This window comes from Microbacterium sediminicola, assembly GCF_039531125.1.
Taxonomy (GTDB): Bacteria; Actinomycetota; Actinomycetes; order Actinomycetales; family Microbacteriaceae; genus Microbacterium; species Microbacterium sediminicola.
Window position 1 is genome coordinate 158,720 of record NZ_BAAAPL010000001.1, and the last position, 18,755, is coordinate 177,474.

Here is an 18,755-nt window from a genome sequence, read left to right on the forward strand (position 1 = left end):
TATGAACACCCCCACCCGAACGAGCCGTTTTGTGCTCTCCGGCATCGGACTTGCTGTCGTTGCCGCACTCGCGGTCGGATGCGCCGGTTCCAGCGACTCGAGCGACACCTCCGCAGCCACGGACATCAGTGGCGAGGTCATCTGGGCCGACTACGGCGGGGCGACCAATGAGTCGCGTCAGATCGCCTACTTCGATGGCTTCTACGAGGAGACCGGGGTCGACGTCATCTCGGTGTCGATCGAGGACGCCATCTTCAACTCGATGCTCGAAGGCGAAGCCGGTGACTACGACGTGTTCCAGGTCGGCGCCGCAGACATCCTCGGCTACTCCGACAACGTGTACGAGCTCCCCGAGGCCGCTCAGGGTGACCTGCTGCCCGACGAGCTGCGTCCCTACACCGTCGGTGGCTTCTACATCGGCCTGGCTCAGGGGTGGCTGACCGAGACCTTCCCCGACGGCGGCCCCCAGGACTGGGCGGACTTCTTCGACACCGAGACCTACCCGGGTCTGCGTGCGTGGCCGGGAGCCCCGGGATCGTACGACGCGTCGTACGAGATCGCACTGCTGGCTGATGGTGTCGCGCTCGAGGACCTCTACCCCCTCGACATCGAGCGCGCCGAGGCCAAGCTTGACTCGATCCGCGATGACCTCGTGTTCTACACCTCGTACCCAGAAGTGCAGCAGCTGCTCACCAGCGGTAGTGCGGCGATCGCCGTCACCGTGACCGGACAGTTCACCGCACTTGCCAACGCTGGTGAGGACGTTACGATCCAGTGGAACGAAGCCTTCATCACGCCGAACGGCTTCGTCATTCCCGCAGAGTCGAGCAACCCGGATGCGGCGATCGCGCTGGCTGAGTGGATGAACGACCCCGAGAACCAAGCCGTGTTCACCGAGCGCACCATGTACGGTCCCGTCAACTCGGAGGTCTTCGACTACCTGCCCGAGGATGTCGCGGCAAACGTCGCCAACTCGCCCGAGCACGACAACGTGATCGAGTGGGATGAGCAGTGGCGTGCAGACAACAAGGACCTCCTCCTGGAGTCCTACACCGCATGGCTCGCTGAGTAATCCTCACGACCTACGCAAACGCACACGGGGCGGTTCGGACAGTGTCCGGACCGCCCCGTAGTGCGTGCACATCGGACCACCGGCGAGCTGTAACACACAAGAAACACCTCGGCAACCGGTGGGGATCCACGAACACGTATATTGGATCCACATCCGTTCCACGGCCCGAGGAAACGCGGGCGCAATGTCGACATTGGAGCATGTCTCAGTGAGTACACCGTCCGTAGCGATCCCGCGCACGCGAGGCGCAGCCCGCGATCGAAGCGTCGGCGTGAGCAAGGCCGAAACGCGCTGGCTGCTGTGGCCGCCGCTCATCTTCTTCGTGCTCACGCTCGGGCTCCCCATGCTCGCGCTCATTCTCCAGTCCTTCGAAGGGGGCACGGCGTACATCGACATGTTCGCCGTGCCGGCCTTCATCAGCTCCCTCGGCCGGACCGTTCTGATGGCTGCCGTCGTGATGATCCTCACGATGGTCTTCGGTTCGATCTACGCGCTGGCGATCGTGGCGGCACCGATGTGGTTGCGGTTGCTCCTGCTGGCCGCGCTGATCCTGTCGCTGTGGACCTCGGTGATGGTGCGCTCGTTCGGATGGATGCTTCTGGAACTCCCGAAAGGCGCGATCTATTGGTTCCTCAACCTTCTCGGTCTGACCGAGGAGCCGATCGAGATCTACCAGACGACGATCGGCATGTATCCGGCGATGATGGCGGTCATGCTGCCCTTCGCGGTGCTGCCGGTGATGTCTGCGCTGCAGTCGCTGGACCGCGAGCAGCTCAATGCGGCGCGGGTCTTCGGCGCCGGTCCCGTGCTCACCTTCCGCACGGTGACCTGGCCGCAGATCGTCCCGTCGGTGCTGAGTGGGGGCATCCTCGTGTTCGTCATGTCGCTCGGTTTCTATGTGACACCCCTGCTGCTGGGTGGCCCGTCGAACATGACCGTCTCGGGTGTGATCAACGCCCAGATGAACACGGCGAACAACCCAGAAATCGGGGCCGCGATGAGCATCCTGCTTGTCGGCGGAACGATGCTGGTGTATCTCATCGCCGACCGGTTGTTCAAGGTCAGCGAGAAGTGGGGCTGAGCAGATGACATCGACCGTTTCCCGTTCCCTCGGTGGCTGGCGTCTTCCCATCGTCATCGTGGCTATCCTCGTCAGCTCGCTGCTGCTCATCCCGTTCCTGATCGTCGTCGCCACGTCGTGGACCTCGGGAAGTTTCATCCAGTTCCCTCCCGAAGGCTTCTCGCTGCAGTGGTACCAGGAGGTCCTCACCGACCGCCGTTGGATGGGGTCGTTCACGCTGTCGCTGTGGACCGCATCGTTGTCCACGCTCATCGCGACTGTGCTGGGGGTGGCCGGGGCGATCGGAATCACCCGGGTGCGCAGCCGTGCCGCGCAGCGCTGGATCCGCACGCTGTTCATCGTTCCCATCGCGCTCCCGCCGATCGCGTACGCGGTGGGTGTCTACGGGGTCTACATCAACACCGACTTCTTGCGCGGAAACCTCGTGTCGCTGATCCTTGGTCACGCGCTCATCGCGCTGCCGTACGTGTTCGTACTCGTGTCGGGTGGCATTGCGCGCATCGATCCGTCGCTACGGCCGGCCGCGAGCACCCTCGGTGCGCGCTGGCCCCTCGTGCTGTGGAAGATCGAGCTTCCGGCCCTCCTGCCCTACATCCTCTCGGGCTTGCTCTTCGCGTTCATCGTCGTCTTCGACGAGGTCGTGCTCGCGGTCTTCCTCATGCCACCGGGACTTCAGACGTTGCCGCTGCGGATGCTGAACGCGTCGCAGGAGGCGTTCTCGCCAGAGCTCACCGCGGCATCCACCCTTGTCTCCCTGCTCGCGATCATCGTGCTGGCCGTCATCCCGGTGAGCAACGCGCTACGGGCGCGGCGTGACAAGCGCCGCCACGTGCGCCGTGAGCAGAAGCTTCAACTGGAAGGAGTGGTCGAATGACCATTGCGCTGTCCATCGCCGACGTCAACGTGACTCTCGGTCACAATCATGTGCTGAAGGGCGTGAGCCTGGACGTCGAGCCCGGCGAATTCGTCACCCTGCTCGGCGCGAGCGGGTCGGGAAAGTCGACGCTGCTGAACGTGATCGCCGGCCTGCAAGGAGTCGACTCCGGCCACGTCGCATTTGATGGTCAGAACGTCGAGAACCGGCCGCCCCAGAAGCGCAACGTAGGCGTCGTGTTCCAGTCGTACGCGTTGTTCCCGCACATGTCGATCGGCGAGAACGTGTCATTCCCGCTCCTGGCCGCGCGTCGACCGGCCAAAGACCGCAAGGCCGTTGCGGAGCAGATGCTCGCGCTCGTGCAGTTGCCAGGGATGGCCGATCGGTCACCGGCATCGCTGTCGGGTGGCCAGCGCCAGCGCGTCGCGCTCGCGCGCGCTTTGGCGTCCGATCCGGGGATCCTGCTTCTGGACGAGCCCATGGCCGCCCTCGACAAGCAACTGCGCGAGCACATGCAGGTCGAAATCACCCGCATTCAGCGCCAGGTCGGCATCACCACCGTCTCGGTGACCCACGACCAGACCGAAGCGCTCACGATGTCGGATCGGGTCGCCATCATGCGCGACGGGCGGCTGGTGCAGGTGGCTTCGCCAGAGGACCTCTACCGTCGCCCAGCGGACTCCTATGTCGCGGGGTTCCTCGGCGAGGCCAACCTTCTGCCGACCCTTGACGGGCGCATTCTCGATCGGGTCGAAGGTGTGGACGCCGACGGTACGGCGGTCATCCGTCCCGAGGACCTCACGATCGTGCGCGACGACGAGGCGGCGCCGGCGTGGCTTGTCACCGGAACGGTACGACTGCTGAGCTTCCAGGGCAACCGATTCCGCCTGGAGCTCGAGACCGACGCAGGGCGTCGCATCGTCTGCTCGCTGCCGAGCGCCATGGATGTGTCGTCGCTGACGGTCGGGTCGCGGGCGCGCCTGGCGTGCCGGGACACGCAGCGTGTCCACATCATTCCTCTGACAGAGGACACCGCGACCCTCGCGGTCGCGGCTTAGGTCGCCAATGACGCAGGCGCGCACGTCCTCATGCGGCGGGATCCCGGGGTTCGTCTTTGCCGACCTGTGTGCGCGGTGACGGATCCTTCGTGAAGATCGTGACGACGGCCAGCGCGACGAGTTGAAGGCCCGCGACGAGCAGGAATGCCCACATCGAGCTCGCCACAGTGAGTACCAGACCGCCGATCAGCGCGCCGCCGCCGTAGCCGATGCTCGTGAAGCTCGAGAAGATCCCGAGTCCGAGCGCTCGGTTCTGTGGTCGCAACTCCCGAGTCGCGAGCATCGTCAACGACGGGTAGAGCGGTGAGAATCCGATGCCGATGAGTGCGGCGCCGACGGCGGCGACCCAGAACGTGGGGGCGATCCCCAGCGTCACGAGCCCAGCGGTGAGCGCAACCAGCGACACGGCCGTCGCGCGCAGCGGCCCGACGCGGTCGGGGAGTGTGGCCAGAGCGATTCGCGCGAGGATGACGCTGGCGGCGAAGACACCGAAGATGGAGGCGGCGCTGAGCACGCCCGACGCGGGTATCCCTGCCGCGCCGAGGTGGATGATGAGAAACCCGAGCATGAGGCCCTCTCCGCACCACGCGGTGGCCGCGACGACACCCGGAACCCACACGGCCCGGAACGCTGCCCACAGAGCGCTCATCCCGCCGGGGGGCAGGGGAATGGGTTTCGTGGTCGTCGAGGGCGGGCGAGCGCTGGCCGGCTTCACCGGTTTGGGAAGGAGCATGATCAGCACGGTGGTCGCGAACTCCAAGAGAGCACAGACCAGGAACACCGACATCGCGCCGGCTGCCTCGTTGACGGCCGCCCCGAGTTGTGGGCCGAGCGCGACACCGATCCAGACGCTCAGCCCGTAGATGCTCAACGCCTTTCCGCGATGCGCGGGGGCGGCCATTGCGACGAGCCAGGCCATGATCAAGGTCATCGCCGCCGCGTTGCCCAGGCCGAAAAGCACGCGCGCCAGACTTGCCCCCCAGAGCATCGGGAGCAGGGCGAACATCGCCATCGCAGCGGTGGCGAGGATGCTGCCCGCGACCGCGATGGGTCGGTATCCGTGCTTGTCGCCGAGCATGCCGGCGATGGGCATCGCGATCATCGATGCGACCGCCGCCAGCGAGATCAGCACCCCCGACACGTCTGTGCCGCCGCCGAGAACCTCCTCGACGTAGACCGGGATGATCGGGGTGCTCGCCGAGTTCGTCATGCCGCCCAGAGCAGAGGCGGCGAAGATCAGCCAGAACGGGATGGTGCGGGTGATGTCCGCGGGCGCGGACGAGGTCATTCGCCGGGTTCCGGGTGGCACTCCAAGCTCAGCCACAATTCGAAGCAGTTGTTCCGCGACAGTGTCGTAGAGCCGATCGACGCGCGGCCGACGCTGCCGATCTCATCTCCGAACACGTCGAGGAAGAGGTCGCTCGCGCCGTTGGACACCTCGTGCAGCAGTTCGAATCCGGGTGGTGCGACAACGAAGCACAGCGCGCGCGAGAGGCTTTTGACGTTGTCGAGGGAGCCGATGGCGTAGCGGATCATGCCGAGCGTGTGGATCGCTGTAAGCCGTGCCGCGGCGTAGCCCTCTTCGATCGTGACGTCCACACCGACGATTCCGGGGTTGAGGCGGTCGCCGGCCCGGTTCTCGGGGGTGAGTCCCGAGAGTTCGAGGAGGTTTCCGATCCGATGGAAAGGCTTCATCGGGCCATAACGCTTGCCATAGGGCGGATTCGCGTAGTCCGGGATCGACAGACCCAACTCGAGAACGCGTTCTTCCGCGGTGACCATCGGAACCTCATTTCTGGCAGAGACAAAGTCGGATACGAAAACAACTAGAATGGATCCATTCTAGTCAGAGAGGAGCCTGCCATGTCATGGAGCGCTGAGGAACGGGTGCGCGAACTGGGGCTGGTGATCCCGGACTACGCCAACCCGCCGTACGGAGAGCGGTATGCCACCATGAAGGCGTTCCACCATCTGGGTCGGACGCTCACGATCAGCGGGATCACGCCCGAGGATCGACAGGGGAACAAGGTTCACCCGGGACGCGTCGGTCAGAACGTGACCCTGGAGCAGGGCTATGAAGCCGCGCGGTACGCCGCGATCAACGTACTCGGACTCATCCGTTTCGCCGTGGGCTCCCTCGATGAGGTGACCGGGTTCATCCGCACTCTCACGTTCGTGTGCGTCGACCCCGACTTCTGGGATGTCAACCTCGTCACCAACGGCGCCGCCGACCTCTTCGTCGAGGTCTTCGGCGACAAGATCGGTCGCTCCACCTCCGCGGGGATCGGTGTCACCTCGCTCTCGGGGGGCAACGTCTTCGAGATGGTGACCGTCGTCGAAACCCGCTCGTCCGCTCCGGGGAATCCCGCATGAGAGTCGACACACACCTGCACATCTACGCTGACCCGGCGCGAGGCTTGTACGAGATCGAGAACTATCCGATCGTCGAGTACGGGCAGAAGGACGTGACGCTCGCCGGCGTCGGAGGCTCAGTGGATGACGCGCTCGCGGCGCTCGCCGACGGCGGGTTCGACTACGCGACCGTGCTGGGCAGCTTCGAGGTACCGAGCTATCCCGATCCGCCTGAGGGCGCGGTTCACTGGCCGACGACACCCGTGCATCCGGAACTGCGAGACGATCTCATCGCCTACAACAAGTGGGTGTGCGAGATGACGGCGCCTCACGCGCAACTGCTCCCGTTCGTCAGCGCGAACCCTGCCGTCATGACCTCGGAAGAGTCGTACGCACACCTCTCTGAGGCTTTCGGCGATTGGGGCGCGCGCGGGATGAAGCTGCACCCGATCGCCATTCGTACCTACCCCGACGACCCCGGCATGGCGGGTGTGTACGACGCTCTGACCGAGGCCGGTGCCCCCATTGTCTTCCACAGCGGCCCCGACACGCGCGGCAAGGGCTTCTCGGAGCCGGGTGCCTTCGCCGCGCTCGCCGCCGAGCGTCCTGAGCTGAAGGTCGTGCTCGCCCACCTCGGCGGGGGATCGTGGCGCGATACGCTCGCGCTTGCGGACGCCTACCCGCACCTCATGTTCGATCTGTCGGAGATCGTCATCTGGATCGACGCGACCGAAGGCCCGTCGGCTCTCGAGGTCGCCACGCTCGTGCAGGGAATCGGTGCGGCGCGTATCACGCTCGGTTCGGACTTCCCCTGGTACACCCCCGGTCAGACCGCCGCGATCGTCGAAGAGCTGCCGCTGCTGTCACGTGCGGAGAAAGAGGCGATCCTCGGGGAAAATGCGGCTCGACTTCTCGGGCTGGCATGAGCACGACGGATACCGCGATCGGCCGATTGCGATTGGGTCTGTTCTGCGCGCCGTTCCGGATGCCCGAGAACACCCTCGCCGACGCGCATGAGTGGGATCTCCAGGTGCTCAAGTGGGCCGACGCGCTGGGATTCGACGAGGCGTGGATCGGGGAGCACTACACCCTCGGGTGGGAGCCGCTTCCCGCGCCCGACCTCCTGATCGCGGCCGCGCTACGAGAGACCGAGCACATCCGGCTGGGTCCGGCGGCGCACCTGCTTCCTTACCATCACCCGGCCGAGCTCGCGGCGCGGATCGCCTGGCTCGACAACGTGGCGCGCGGCAGGTACATGGTCGCCTTCGGCGCCGGGAGCTACCGAACCGATCAGGAGCTCTTCGGCAGCAGCGGGCCGCATGACAATGCGGAACGCACCCGTGAGGCACAGGAGATCATGCTCGGCCTGTGGCGCTCGTGGGCGCGGCGCGAGCCTTTCGAATTCACGGGTCGATTCTGGTCGGTCGGTTCTCCGGACTACGACCCCCTCGTGGCGGGTCCGCACCTGGCGCCATACTCCGGTAACCACCCTGAGGTCGCCGTGGTGGGAGCAAGCCCGTCATCCGCGAGTCTTCGCCGAGCCGGTGGTCAGGGTTTCATCCCCCTGACGGTCGTGCACAGCCCCGACTACGCGGCGAAACACTGGGACGTCTACCAGGAGGGTGCGCTCGAAGCGGGTCGACCTGCCGACAGGGCGGTGTGGCGCGTATGTCACCCCCTCTTCGTTGCCGACAGCGATGAGCTCGCGTGGGAGCGATCGATGGGGGGAGCGATGGGGAGAACCTACCGAGACTGGATCCTGCCTCATGCTGCCTCTCGCGGCACTCTCCCGCACTTCGCGCCGGAGATCGCCGCGACCGGCGAGGTCACCCTCGAACGCCTCGCCGAGAAGTGGCTGGTCGGTTCGCCCGACACCGTCGCCGACGGCATTCTCAGGCTGTACCGGCACACCGGCGGATTCGGGGTGCTGCTCGTCTCGGCCTATGACTACAGCGCCGATCCCGAGGCCTATCGCCGGTCGCTCGAACTGCTGGCCACTGAGGTGATTCCGCGCGTCGAGGCGCAGCTGTGACTGCCTCGCCGGTGGTGCTGGCGCACCCCGCCGAAGCCGAGGCGTGGTGGTCGGAGGGCACGCGCAGCGACATCCTCGTGCCCGCGACGTCAACCGGGGCGCGGCTCAGTGTGCTGCGCGAAATCTTGCCCGGCCACAGTGGCCCGCCTCTCCACCGTCATCCTGAAGAGGAGACCTACGTGGTGCTCTCCGGAGTTATCGACGTGTGGATGCACCCTGGACCCGATAATGGCGCCTCATGGTGGACCGACCCCAGAGCGCGCGGGTATCGGTGTGGACCGAACCGCGCGGTGACCGTTCCCGGAGGTATCGGCCACTGCTACCGAGTGAGGACGGACCAACCGGCCGAGGTCATCGTTGTGAGTCGACCTTCGGGGCTGGAGGCCTGGACCCGCGCCATGGGTGTGCCGGCGACCGCGCCGGGCCTCCCGCCGGCCGGGTCGACACCGCCGGCACCGCGTGCCGAGATCCTCGCGTTGGCGCATCGCCTTCGGGTCGAACGACTCGGTGATCCCGTCGCGCCGATCGACACCCCCCTCGAAGGCGAGACCCGACCGGTTCCTGCCATCGATCAGCGGGGAGCGCGGCTGGAGGGGTCGGTGTGGCTGGTGGCCTCGGGTGGGGTCGAGGTGTGGGATCGCGCAGGCTGGCTCGCGGCGCCGGAAGGCACTGTCATCGTCGCGGACGCGCCCGTGAGCGTGCGCTCACGATCAGGCGCCCGTGTGCTCGTTCTCTCGGACTGACGCTGCGACGGCGTCAGCCCGAGGCGCGCAGTCCGCGCTGCTCGAGCAGGGGGATGACGTCGGTCGCGAATCGGTCCATGCCCTCTTCCCAGAGCGGCCAGCCGAGCAGACATCCGTCGATCCCGACGTCGGCGAGCCATTCGAGTCCGTCGGCGACCTGCGCGGCGGTCCCGATGAGGGGAACGCCGCCGTCACCGGCGACCCAGCTGAAGCGTCGCGCGGCGGTCGAGTTGTCTCCGGCGACCTCGGCCTCGACCCCCATGATCTTCAGCGCGTTGATCGCGGCATCGTGCATGCCGTTCTCCTGCGCGTAGTAGTGCAAGAAGTCGCGGGCATCGCGCTCGGTGGGGCCGTCCACGACGTATCCGAACGTCCAGACCTGGATGTCGCGGTCGTACTTCTCGCGCGCCGCGTCTTTGATTCGGCGAACGTGCGCCGTTGCCTCATCCCGGTCATCGCTGAGCTTGACGTAGATGTTGTCGGCGTTTTGCAGCGCGAAATCCAGACCGCGGCCGGACATCGCCGCGTTCATGATCGTCGGGCGCGCGCCGAGCGGATGCGGCATCGAGTACACGCCATGGAGGGTGAAGAACTCGCCCTCGTGGTCGAACTCCTCGTCCTCGGACCAGCACCGCGTGACGATGTCGATCCACTCGTCGGCCATGTCATAGCGCCGGTCGTGGGGGAGAAGGTCTGCGCCGAACATCGGCATCTCGGGGCGATACCAGCCTGCGAGCACGTTGATTCCGGCGCGGCCGCCCGAGACATGATCGATGGTCGCCATTTGCTTGGCTGCCATCACCGGGTGCACGACCGGCATCGACACGGTTGCGTAGATCCGCGCGCTCGATGTGACCGCTGCGACGGCGGCGGCCCATGTGAGCGTGTCGTACGCATCCGAGTGGGGGTTGTGTTCCCCGCCGTAGCCCTTCCACCGCGAGATGGGCACGATCGCCTCGAACCCCATGGCTTCGGACTTGTGCGCGATGTCTTTCGCCCTCGACCAGTCGGTGGTCAGCGCGCCGGGGATCGTGGTGAAGGTGATTCCGGGTGCGAGGTTGGTGCCGAAGGTACCCAGCTGCAGGCGATTGGTCATGGCCTTCTCACTTGTAGACGACGTAGAACTTGCGGACCGGCTCGACAACCGTCCACACGCCCTTCCAGCCGATGGGGAAGTATGCAGCGCTCCCCGCAGTGAGCTCCACAGGCTCGCCGTCATCTTCGTGCACGATCATGACACCCTGAAGCAGGTGGATGATCTCGCCGCGAGTGGTGAACTCCCACCTCGAAACCCCCGGGTCGCTCTCCCAGATTCCCGAGATGACGGTCCTGTCCTTGTCGGTGAACTCGACCTTGGAGCGAACGATGATTTCGCCAGAGAGCGGCTCCGCGCTCGGTAGGGCGAGGGGTTTTGCCTCCAGATCGGAGACCTCGAGAGGGCGGAGAACGTGCGTCATAATTGGATCCTAAATCTAGGTTTATGGATCCGCAACACGAGAAAGACGTGAGAGAGCACCGCCATGATCGAAACAGTCCTTGGACCCATTGACGCATCGACGCTCGGGCCCACCTGCATGCACGACCACGTGCTCGCGGACTCCTCCACCCTTCAGCGCGCGGGGGCATCGCCGGCCCCCGCTGACGAGACGGTTGCCATCGAAAACCTCGGCTATCTGCGCTGGAACATGCTCGCCTTCGCCGACAACCTTCGACTCGACGATCCGCACCTGGCAGTCGAAGAGGTCGGGAATGCCGTTTCGGCGGGGCAATTCGCTCTCGTCGAGTCCTCGTCGCTCGGGCTGGGTCCCGACCATGCGGGTCTTCCCGAGATCGCGCGCCGATCCGGCATGAGCATCGTCAGCTCGTACGGGACCTACATTCCCCGGACCGTGCCAGACTCCGTTGCCGAGCTCACCGAGCAGCAGCTCGAAGGCCTGTTTCGGCGCACCCTTCACGACGCCGTTCCCGGCACGGAGTTTCGCGCGGGGATGCTCGGGATCATGGGGACGACGGACGCGTTCGAAGAGCGTGAGCGAGCGCAGCTCCGCGCGGCCGCGCGTGCCGCCTCGGATGCCGGGTGCGCGGTATCGGTGCGGCTTGACCAGGACACGCGGTGGGGGCTCGACGTTCTGGCCCTGATGGCGGCTGAGGGGCTGCCGGCATCGCGCGTGATCTTCACCAACGCCGACGAGTACATGGATGCCGGGTACTGGGATGAGCTTGCAGATGCCGGCGCGGTGCTGGAGATGTGCTTCGGCACCGAAGCGATGCACCTGGGGCGCCTCGACAACCCCACCGATCATGAACGGATCCCGTACTTTCTCGACTTCCTCGAGACCCATCCGCACTCGCGTCACGTTCTGGGCCAGTCGGTGTGGACCAAAGCGCAGCTTCGCGCATTCGGCGGCTACGGCTACGCCCATCTCATGGCGACGATCGCGCCGGTTCTCGTGGATCGCGGGCTGAGCGCTGAGCGAGTCGAGCGGATGCTCGTCGACGAGCCCCGGCGCCTTCTCGACCGCGGCTGACCCGCTCCGGCGTGCGGGATCGGCTCAGGTGGCGTCGAACACCACCCGACCGCCGATGACCGTGCGCAGCGCCTCCCCATCTGCGAGGGCGGCATCCGGCGCGGCGAGCGGGTCGAGGCTGAGCTCTGCCCAGTCGGCGAGAAGGCCGGGGCGTAGGATGCCGCGGCGGGCATCCACGAGGGCGGCGAAGGCGGCGTCGCGGGTGTACCCGGCGAGGGCCTCGGTTGCGGTCAGTCGTTGGTCGGGCCCGATCGGGGCATCGCTCCCGCGTGACTCGCGGGTGCGCGTGAAGCGCATGACCTCCAGCGGATCGAAGGGGAAGTACGGTCCGTCAGATCCGAGGGCGATGCGGACTCCGGCATCCGTCCAGTCCCGCAGGGGATTCGTGGATGCCGCGTCCGGCCCGAGCACGTCTGTGAGCCACGCCGCGTTGCTCCACTGGATCGCCGGCTGCGCCGACAGGAGCACCCCGAGGCGGGCAGCCCGCGCGATGACATCGGGCGCCGGTTCGAGGTAGGCGTGGATGAGGCGGAACCGCAGTCCCGCGAGCGGGGTGTGGGCATCCACGCGTTCGAAGACGTCGATCGCCATGCGCATCGCGCCGCCGCCGATCGCGTGCACGCCGAGCGCCCAGCCGTTTTGCGCGCAGAATGTGGCGATGCGCTCGAGCTCATCGGGCTCGATGGCGCGGATGCCGAGCTCGCCCGTCGCCGGCCACGGCGTCTCGCGCAGGGCCTGCTGACGTTTGCCTTCGCCGTCGGCATAGACCTTGACGCAGCCGAACGCGAGGGTGTCGTCACCGAAACCGCTCCCGATCCCGACCCCGCCGAGGGCGTCCATGACCGACTCGGGGGTCACGAGGTGATCGCGGAGGCCCTCGAAGTAAGGCATCGCGGTGACCCGCATCGTGAGCTCGCCTGCCGCATGCGCCTGCTGATAGACGCGCACCGTCTCGGTCGTTGCCCACGGGTCGACGATTCCGGTGATGCCGAACGCATGAAGGAGCGGTTGCACGCGGCGGAGCCCGGCGCGACGGTCGGCCGCCGTCGGGGCGGAGGGGCCGTTCCAATCCGGGTCGAGGGCGGTTTCGAGCATCCGTTCCCGGTACTCGGCGGGAGTGGGCTCGTGATCGGGGAAGAGGTCGAGGGACTTCAGTCCGCCGCGCTGCAGATAGAAGTGGGAGTCGATGAAGCCGGGGACGACGGTTCCCCGTGCTGCGGTCTCGGGGGTTCCGGTGGGAACGGACGCGCGCACCTCGTCAAGTGACCCGATCGCCACGATACGACCGTCGCGGTGTGCAAGCGCTTCGGCGCGGGGGGCGTCGTGGTCCATCGTGATGATGTCGCCGACGAGAACAGCGGAACTGTCATACGAGGTTGTATCCATAGCTGGTAGTTTAGGATCCATTCTGACGCACTCGCACGAACGTCGCGCGTCGCCCCGAGGGAGGAATCGTGAACCATGAGGTGACGGTTCTGGGCGCGGGCGTCGTCGGACTCACCGCGGCCGTCACGCTTGCCGAGCGCGGTCATCGTGTCCGGGTCGTCGCCGAGAAGAGCGCCGATGCCGACTCCGCCGTCGCTGCGGCGCTCTGGGCCGTGCCGTTCGTGGAGCAGAGCGAACGCACCCGTGGCTGGGCATATGAGACCCTCGCGCGGCTGCGGCGCGATGCGGGGCCCGATACGGGTATCCGTGAGCAGCTCTGCCGCGTCGTGGGCCGTGCCCCCTCGGCCGGCGACCCGTGGACGCGCGGCTTCACGCCACCGATCCGCCATGCCTCACCTGACGAACTCCCCGACGGCTACGGCGCCGGGACAGTCTCGAGCATCCCGCTGATCGATATGACACGGTTTCTGCGTTGGCTGCGAGAGACCCTCGCACACCTTGGCGGCACCATCCACACCCGCCGCGTCGGTGCGCTCGCCGATTTGACGTCGCCCGGCGTGACGCTGGTGAATGCCGCGGGTCTTGGCGCGGGAACACTTGCCGACGACCCGAGCATGCGCCCCGTCCGGAGTCAGGTGGTGCGCGTGGCGAACCCCGGGCTCGCGATGACGACGATCGTGCGGGACGGATCCCTCGCGCCCCTGTTCGTCGTGCCGCGTTTCGACGACGTGCTCATTGGCGGCCCCGTCCAGAACGGAGTCTTCGACGAGTCGCCCGATCCCGCCGTCGAGGCGGATCTCCTGCGTCGTGCGCGCCTGCTCGAACCCGCGCTCGCCCAGGCCCCCGTGCTCTCCCGCGCCGTGGGGCACCGGCCCGTCCGCGACACCGTGCGCGTCGAGAGCGAGACGCGGGGCGGATGTCGCATCGTGCACTGTTACGGCCATGGTGGTGCGGGGATCGCGCTGTCGTGGGGCACGGCCCGAGCCGCCGCCGACCTCGTGGAAGAGGCCACATGAGCGCACAGAACGTCATCGCGATCGACATCGGTGGCACCCACACCGACGCCGCGCTGCTGGATGCGGAGGGGCGGCTGTTCACCGAGAAGGTGAAGTCGACCCCGACCGATCCGGGGATCGCGTTCCTCACTGCGATCGACGGGCTGCGCGCGGCATCCGGGCTCGACCTCCCCGACATCGGAGCCGTCGTGCACGGCACGACTGTGGCAACCAACGCCGTCATCCAGGCCCGCTTCGCCCGGGTGGGGCTCCTCACGACGGCGGGCTTCGAAGACATCCTTGAGATCGCGACGCAGCAGCGGGTCGACCTCTACGACCCCTGGCTCGCGCGGCCGGCGCCGCTCGTGCCACGGGGGCGGGTGCACGGCATCCGCGAGCGGATCGGTGCAGACGGATCGGTTGTCACCCCGCTGGACGAGACGGACGTGCGAACCGCCGCCCGCGCGCTCGCGGGAGCGGTGGATGCCGTCGCCGTGAGCCTGCTGTTCTCGTTCGCGAACCCCGCGCACGAGGAACGCATCGCGGCGATCCTTGCAGAAGAGCTTCCCGGTGTTCCCGTGACGGTCTCCTCTGAGATTGCCCCCGAATTCCGCGAGTATCCGCGCACCGCGACGACGGTGCTCAACGCCGCCCTGCTCCCCGAATGTGGCGGGTACATCGAGCGGCTCGAAACTCGCCTGCGCGATCGCGGCTTCGTCGGCGCCTTCCAGCTCATGACCTCCAGTGGCGGCGTCATCCCCGCTCAGCTTGCACGTCGCCAGCCGGTCGCACTTCTCGTTTCGGGGCCCGCCGGCGGCGCGATCGCGGCTGCCGAACTCGGCACCCGGCTCGGTATTCGCGATGTCGTCATGCTCGATGTCGGCGGCACGAGCGCAGACATCGCCGTGATCGCCGATGGCTCAGCGCAGCACCGATACCGGGGCGAGGTGGGCGGGATGCCGGTAGCGCTGCCGCAGATCGACGTGCTGCCGATCGGGGCAGGCGGCGGCTCTCTTGCAGTCGTCGACGAGTTCGGGTCGCTGCGCGTCGGACCCGACAGTGCGGGCGCGGACCCGGGTCCTGCCGCGTATGGCACGGGAACCCGCGCGACGACCACCGATGGGCACGTCGTGCGCGGGATCCTCGACCCTGCGGGCCTGCTCGGCGGAAAGCTCCCGCTCGACGCCGCCCGCTCCCGCGCCGCCGTCGCCGCCGATGTCGCGCAGCCGCTCGGGATGACCGTACCTCGTGCCGCGGGGAGCATCGCCCGCATCGCGAACGCCCGCATGGCCGACGCGCTGCGGGTCATGACGATCGCCCGCGGCATCGATATCCGCGCGCACGCGCTCATGGCCTTCGGCGGTGCCGGTCCGCTCCACGCCTGCGACATCGCCGACGAACTCGGGATCGCCCGCGTCATCGTGCCTCGATACCCCGGGCTCACCTCGGCGCTGGGTCTTGTCATGAGCGACGGCCGTCTCGACCTCGCTCGTACTCTCGTCGCCCCGCTCGACGCGATCGATGCGGTCACCGTCGATGCCGTCACGGCCGACCTGCGTGCGCGGGCCGCGGCGCAGCTCGGCGAGCTCGCACGCGGGGACGGGGTGGTCTTCGCTCTCGATGCCGACCTGCGGTACGCCGGCCAGGCATACGAACTCACGATCCCCGTTCCTGACGGCCTCGGTGCTGCCGCGGTTCCCGGTGTTGCCGCCGCCTTCCATGAGCGGCACCGGCAGGTGTACGGACACGCGTGGCCGCAGGCATCCGTTGAGCTCGTGACCCTGCGCCTGCGTGTCGCGGTGCCGCGCGCGGGCAGCGAATGGGCGGCGACACACGCGACGGGCAGCCCGGTGCCAGCGACCCGGCGCGCGGGGTACGACCTGCACGGCGAACCCGTCGACTATGCGGTTGTGGATCGCGGGTCCGCGGCCGCCGGACTCGAAGGCCCGGCGATCGTCACCCAGACCGACACGACGACCGTGATCCCGGCGGGCTGGCGGATCGCCGCCGTCGCCGGTGCCGGAATGATCCTCGAGCGAGGGGAGCGGACGTGACCGCCGCACCGGAATCTCTGCGCGTGACCGACCCCGTCGTTCGGGAACTGCTGTGGAACGGGTTCGAAGCCGTCGTGCGCGAAATGTCCTTCATTTTGCAGCGGAGCTCCTTCTCGCCCATGATCCGCGAGATGCTCGACTTCTCGTGCGGGTTTCTGGATGCCTCCGGCCGCCTCATCGCCGACTCGCACCTCATCCCCGCGCAGGCGGGCACGCTCGAATTCGCCCTGCGTGGCGCGCTCGCCGTGACGGGGTCGCTTGCCGAGGGGGACGTCGTCATCACGAACGACCCGTATCAGGGGGCCACGCACTTGCCCGACATCGAGATGTTCGCCCCCGTCTACGCGGGTGGCACGCTCGTCGGGTATGTCGCCACGGTCGCGCACCACATCGACATCGGCGGCATCGCGGCGCGCAACCGGGGAGCGGTACCGGGAAACCCCGATGCCTCCCGCGACCTGTTCGAAGAGGGCATCCAGATCCCACCCGTGCGCCTGATCGAGGCAGGTGTGCGCAATGAGGCGCTGTGGCAGCTACTGCTCCGCAATGTCCGCGACCCGGAGTCCGTCGACGGCGATATCGCCGCCCAGACCTCGGCGTGCGTTCGCGGGGCCGAACGGCTGCGCGAACTCGCCGAGCGGTACGGCGTCAATACCCTGGAGGATGCTGCGGCCGACCTCATCGACGACACGTCCGCCCGAGCCGAGGCGCGCCTGCGGTCATGGCCCGATCGCACCGTGACGGTGCGCGCTGCTCTCGACGGCGACGGCCTGCACTACGACACACCCCTCCCGGTGCAGATCCAGGTGCAGGTGATCGACGGGCGGATGCGCGTCGACCTGACCGGGTCGGCCGAGCAGACGACGGGAACCTTCAATGTGCCGTTCTCGAGCACGATGTCGGGCCTGTTCTACGCGCTGCGGTGCTTCCTCGGCACCGATATCCGCCAGAACCACGGCTATATGCGACTCATCGACGTCATCGCCCCGGAAGGGTCGCTCTTCAACCCCCGCCGGCCCGCGGCCGTCGTCTCACGCCATATGGCGGTGCAGGTGCTGACGGATGCCGCATTCCAGGCACTCGGCGAGCTGCTGCCGGGTCGCGCCGTGGCATCTGCCCATGTATCCTTCCCGACGCTCCTCATGCGGGCCGTTGACCCGCGGACTGGTGCGCAGAAGACCCTCATGGACACCGTCGGTGGTGGGGGAGGAGCCCGGCAGGGAGCACCCGGCGACGACGGCATCGACTCGTACACCTCGAACTGCGCCCTCATCCCCGCCGAAGTGATCGAGCTCGAATACCCGTGGCGCGTGCGAGCCTGCGCCCTCGTCGACGACACCGGAGGTGCCGGAAAGTGGCGGGGTGGGCGTGCCGTGCGGCGCGACTACGAACTCCTCGCCGACGAGGCGACCGGTCGAGTGGCCGCCGAGCAACGCCGACCCGAGCATGCGGCGCGCGGCATCGCCGGTGGCGGGCCAGGAGCGCCCGCTCGCGTTGCGATTCACCGGGCGGATGGGCAGTGGCAGGACGTGCCGTTCACGACGACGACCCTTGCCCTGCGTCGTGGGGATGTCGTCCGCGTCACGGCGGCGGGGGGAGGGGGCGCGGGCGCCTCCGAGGGGGATCTCGAAAACACCGCACCGTCGGGCGAAACACTTCCGTAATCCGGATGCGTGACACTATTTCTGTCGATCGATAGAAATAACCGTTCCTCGGGAGGAGATCGCATGGCACAGCGATCCGAACAGCCGCTCGCCGACGTCACGCGGGCGCGCGAGAACGCCCGGTCGCGCGCGGCCGAATCGCCGTGGATGCCCTACCTGCCTGCATCTACTGCGCCCTTCGCTCCCTCCGATGTCGCCGCCGAGGATCTCCGGTGGGCCGAGACCGTCGCGCCCGGCGGCTACACGCACCTGCGGGTCGCGCGGGGAACACGCATCCGTCTCACGGACGTCTCGGGTGACGCGTGCGCGCACGTCCTCGTCTTCAATGCCATCACCCCGAGCGAGCGACTCAATGTCGCCGATACCCAGAAAATCCCGTGGCAGGCCTACCTCGGGGAGGGGCATCCGCTGCTCTCCGGCGACGGGCGCGTGCTGGCGACGATCGCTGCCGACACCTCCGGTCACCACGATGCGTTCTGCGGCACGACGAGCGATGCCTGGAACAGCCAGAAGTACGGCGACGCTGCGCCCGAAGGGCCTTCGCCCTCGGGGCAGGGATTGTTCACGCTCGCAGGCGTCAAACACGGCCTGACCTTCCGTGACCTTCCGCCCGCCGTGACGTTCTTCCAGGGCATCCGCGTCGACGCGGACGGCGCCCTCGACTGGCAGGGTTCGGCGGGTCCTGGCACGCACGTCGACCTCGTTGCCGAGCTGCCGCTCATCATCCTGATCGCGAACGTGCCGCATGCCCGCGACCCGCGCGCGGACTACGTCGTCGGGCCGCTGCAGGTTGTCGCGCGGGCATCCCGCCCCACGGCCCCCGACGATGCTGTCTTCTCGGCGACCCCCGAACGGGAGCGCGCCTACCGAAACACGATCGCCTACGCCGAGCTGGCAGGACTGTGAGCGCCCGCGC

The 18,755-nt window shown here is 67.5% G+C and carries 18 protein-coding genes; 13 read left to right on the plus strand and 5 right to left on the minus strand.

What is annotated here, in order from left to right:
- The first annotated feature begins 1 nt into the window (after position 1).
- The 4 genes from ABD206_RS00660 (at position 2) to ABD206_RS00675 (ending at position 4,085) form a co-directional block, all read left to right on the plus strand.
- Positions 2-1,072, plus strand: coding sequence for an extracellular solute-binding protein (locus ABD206_RS00660; RefSeq protein ID WP_344067837.1), 1,071 nt, complete (start codon positions 2-4; stop codon positions 1,070-1,072).
- A 271-nt stretch (positions 1,073-1,343) separates the two neighbouring features.
- Positions 1,344-2,153, plus strand: a complete 810-nt coding sequence (locus ABD206_RS00665; protein ID WP_344067839.1) for an ABC transporter permease — start codon at positions 1,344-1,346, stop codon at positions 2,151-2,153.
- Between the two features lie 4 nt (positions 2,154-2,157).
- Entirely contained in the window at positions 2,158-3,027 is an 870-nt protein-coding gene (locus tag ABD206_RS00670; RefSeq protein ID WP_344067841.1) for an ABC transporter permease, read from the plus strand.
- Positions 3,024-4,085, plus strand: coding sequence for an ABC transporter ATP-binding protein (locus ABD206_RS00675; protein WP_344067843.1), 1,062 nt, complete (start codon positions 3,024-3,026; stop codon positions 4,083-4,085). Before ABD206_RS00670 ends, ABD206_RS00675 begins: the two co-directional genes overlap by 4 nt.
- Positions 4,086-4,113: 28 nt before the next feature.
- Here the strand turns inward: ABD206_RS00675 and ABD206_RS00680 are convergent, their stop codons facing one another.
- The gene (locus tag ABD206_RS00680; RefSeq protein WP_344067845.1) at positions 4,114-5,373 is read right to left on the minus strand and encodes an MFS transporter; all 1,260 of its coding nucleotides are present in this window, start codon (positions 5,371-5,373) and stop codon (positions 4,114-4,116) included.
- Positions 5,370-5,867 (minus strand): RidA family protein, encoded by a 498-nt coding sequence (locus ABD206_RS00685; RefSeq protein ID WP_344067847.1) that lies wholly within the window; start codon positions 5,865-5,867, stop codon positions 5,370-5,372. The genes ABD206_RS00680 and ABD206_RS00685 overlap by 4 nt, the downstream gene beginning before the upstream one ends.
- Before the next feature lie 81 nt (positions 5,868-5,948).
- Here ABD206_RS00685 and ABD206_RS00690 point away from each other — a divergent pair, with 81 nt between their 5' ends.
- The 4 genes from ABD206_RS00690 to ABD206_RS00705 are packed head-to-tail and all read left to right on the plus strand — an operon-like array spanning position 5,949 to position 9,212.
- Complete coding sequence (locus ABD206_RS00690) at positions 5,949-6,458, plus strand: RidA family protein (RefSeq protein WP_344067849.1); 510 nt, start codon at positions 5,949-5,951, stop codon at positions 6,456-6,458.
- Entirely contained in the window at positions 6,455-7,363 is a 909-nt protein-coding gene (locus ABD206_RS00695; RefSeq protein WP_344067851.1) for an amidohydrolase family protein, read from the plus strand. The genes ABD206_RS00690 and ABD206_RS00695 overlap by 4 nt, the downstream gene beginning before the upstream one ends.
- The gene (locus tag ABD206_RS00700; protein WP_344067853.1) at positions 7,360-8,469 is read left to right on the plus strand and encodes an LLM class flavin-dependent oxidoreductase; all 1,110 of its coding nucleotides are present in this window, start codon (positions 7,360-7,362) and stop codon (positions 8,467-8,469) included. Before ABD206_RS00695 ends, ABD206_RS00700 begins: the two co-directional genes overlap by 4 nt.
- Entirely contained in the window at positions 8,466-9,212 is a 747-nt protein-coding gene (locus ABD206_RS00705; protein ID WP_344067855.1) for a cupin domain-containing protein, read from the plus strand. The genes ABD206_RS00700 and ABD206_RS00705 overlap by 4 nt, the downstream gene beginning before the upstream one ends.
- A gap of 13 nt (positions 9,213-9,225) precedes the next feature.
- Here the strand turns inward: ABD206_RS00705 and ABD206_RS00710 are convergent, their stop codons facing one another.
- Together ABD206_RS00710 and ABD206_RS00715 are read right to left on the minus strand one after the other, a co-directional pair.
- On the minus strand, positions 9,226-10,308 hold the full coding sequence (locus ABD206_RS00710; RefSeq protein ID WP_344067857.1) for an LLM class flavin-dependent oxidoreductase: 1,083 nt from the start codon (positions 10,306-10,308) through the stop codon (positions 9,226-9,228).
- Between the two features lie 7 nt (positions 10,309-10,315).
- Complete coding sequence (locus ABD206_RS00715) at positions 10,316-10,669, minus strand: cupin domain-containing protein (RefSeq protein ID WP_344067859.1); 354 nt, start codon at positions 10,667-10,669, stop codon at positions 10,316-10,318.
- 63 nt (positions 10,670-10,732) lie between these two features.
- On the opposite strand from ABD206_RS00715, the gene ABD206_RS00720 reads away from it, so the two are divergent.
- Complete coding sequence (locus ABD206_RS00720; RefSeq protein WP_344067861.1) at positions 10,733-11,740, plus strand: phosphotriesterase family protein; 1,008 nt, start codon at positions 10,733-10,735, stop codon at positions 11,738-11,740.
- 24 nt (positions 11,741-11,764) lie between these two features.
- Here the strand turns inward: ABD206_RS00720 and ABD206_RS00725 are convergent, their stop codons facing one another.
- Positions 11,765-13,126 (minus strand): amidohydrolase, encoded by a 1,362-nt coding sequence (locus ABD206_RS00725; protein ID WP_344067863.1) that lies wholly within the window; start codon positions 13,124-13,126, stop codon positions 11,765-11,767.
- A 68-nt stretch (positions 13,127-13,194) separates the two neighbouring features.
- Here ABD206_RS00725 and ABD206_RS00730 point away from each other — a divergent pair, with 68 nt between their 5' ends.
- The 4 genes from ABD206_RS00730 (at position 13,195) to ABD206_RS00745 (ending at position 18,745) form a co-directional block, all read left to right on the plus strand.
- Positions 13,195-14,142 carry an FAD-dependent oxidoreductase gene (locus ABD206_RS00730; RefSeq protein ID WP_344067865.1) on the plus strand — a complete coding sequence of 316 codons (948 nt, stop codon included), beginning with the start codon at positions 13,195-13,197 and terminating at the stop codon, positions 14,140-14,142.
- Positions 14,139-16,175, plus strand: coding sequence for a hydantoinase/oxoprolinase family protein (locus ABD206_RS00735; RefSeq protein WP_344067867.1), 2,037 nt, complete (start codon positions 14,139-14,141; stop codon positions 16,173-16,175). Before ABD206_RS00730 ends, ABD206_RS00735 begins: the two co-directional genes overlap by 4 nt.
- Positions 16,172-17,839: a hydantoinase B/oxoprolinase family protein gene (locus tag ABD206_RS00740; RefSeq protein ID WP_344067869.1), complete on the plus strand. Its 1,668-nt coding sequence runs from the start codon at positions 16,172-16,174 to the stop codon at positions 17,837-17,839. The genes ABD206_RS00735 and ABD206_RS00740 overlap by 4 nt, the downstream gene beginning before the upstream one ends.
- Before the next feature lie 63 nt (positions 17,840-17,902).
- Positions 17,903-18,745, plus strand: coding sequence for an urea amidolyase associated protein UAAP1 (locus ABD206_RS00745; protein ID WP_344067871.1), 843 nt, complete (start codon positions 17,903-17,905; stop codon positions 18,743-18,745).
- Positions 18,746-18,755 lie beyond the last annotated feature (10 nt).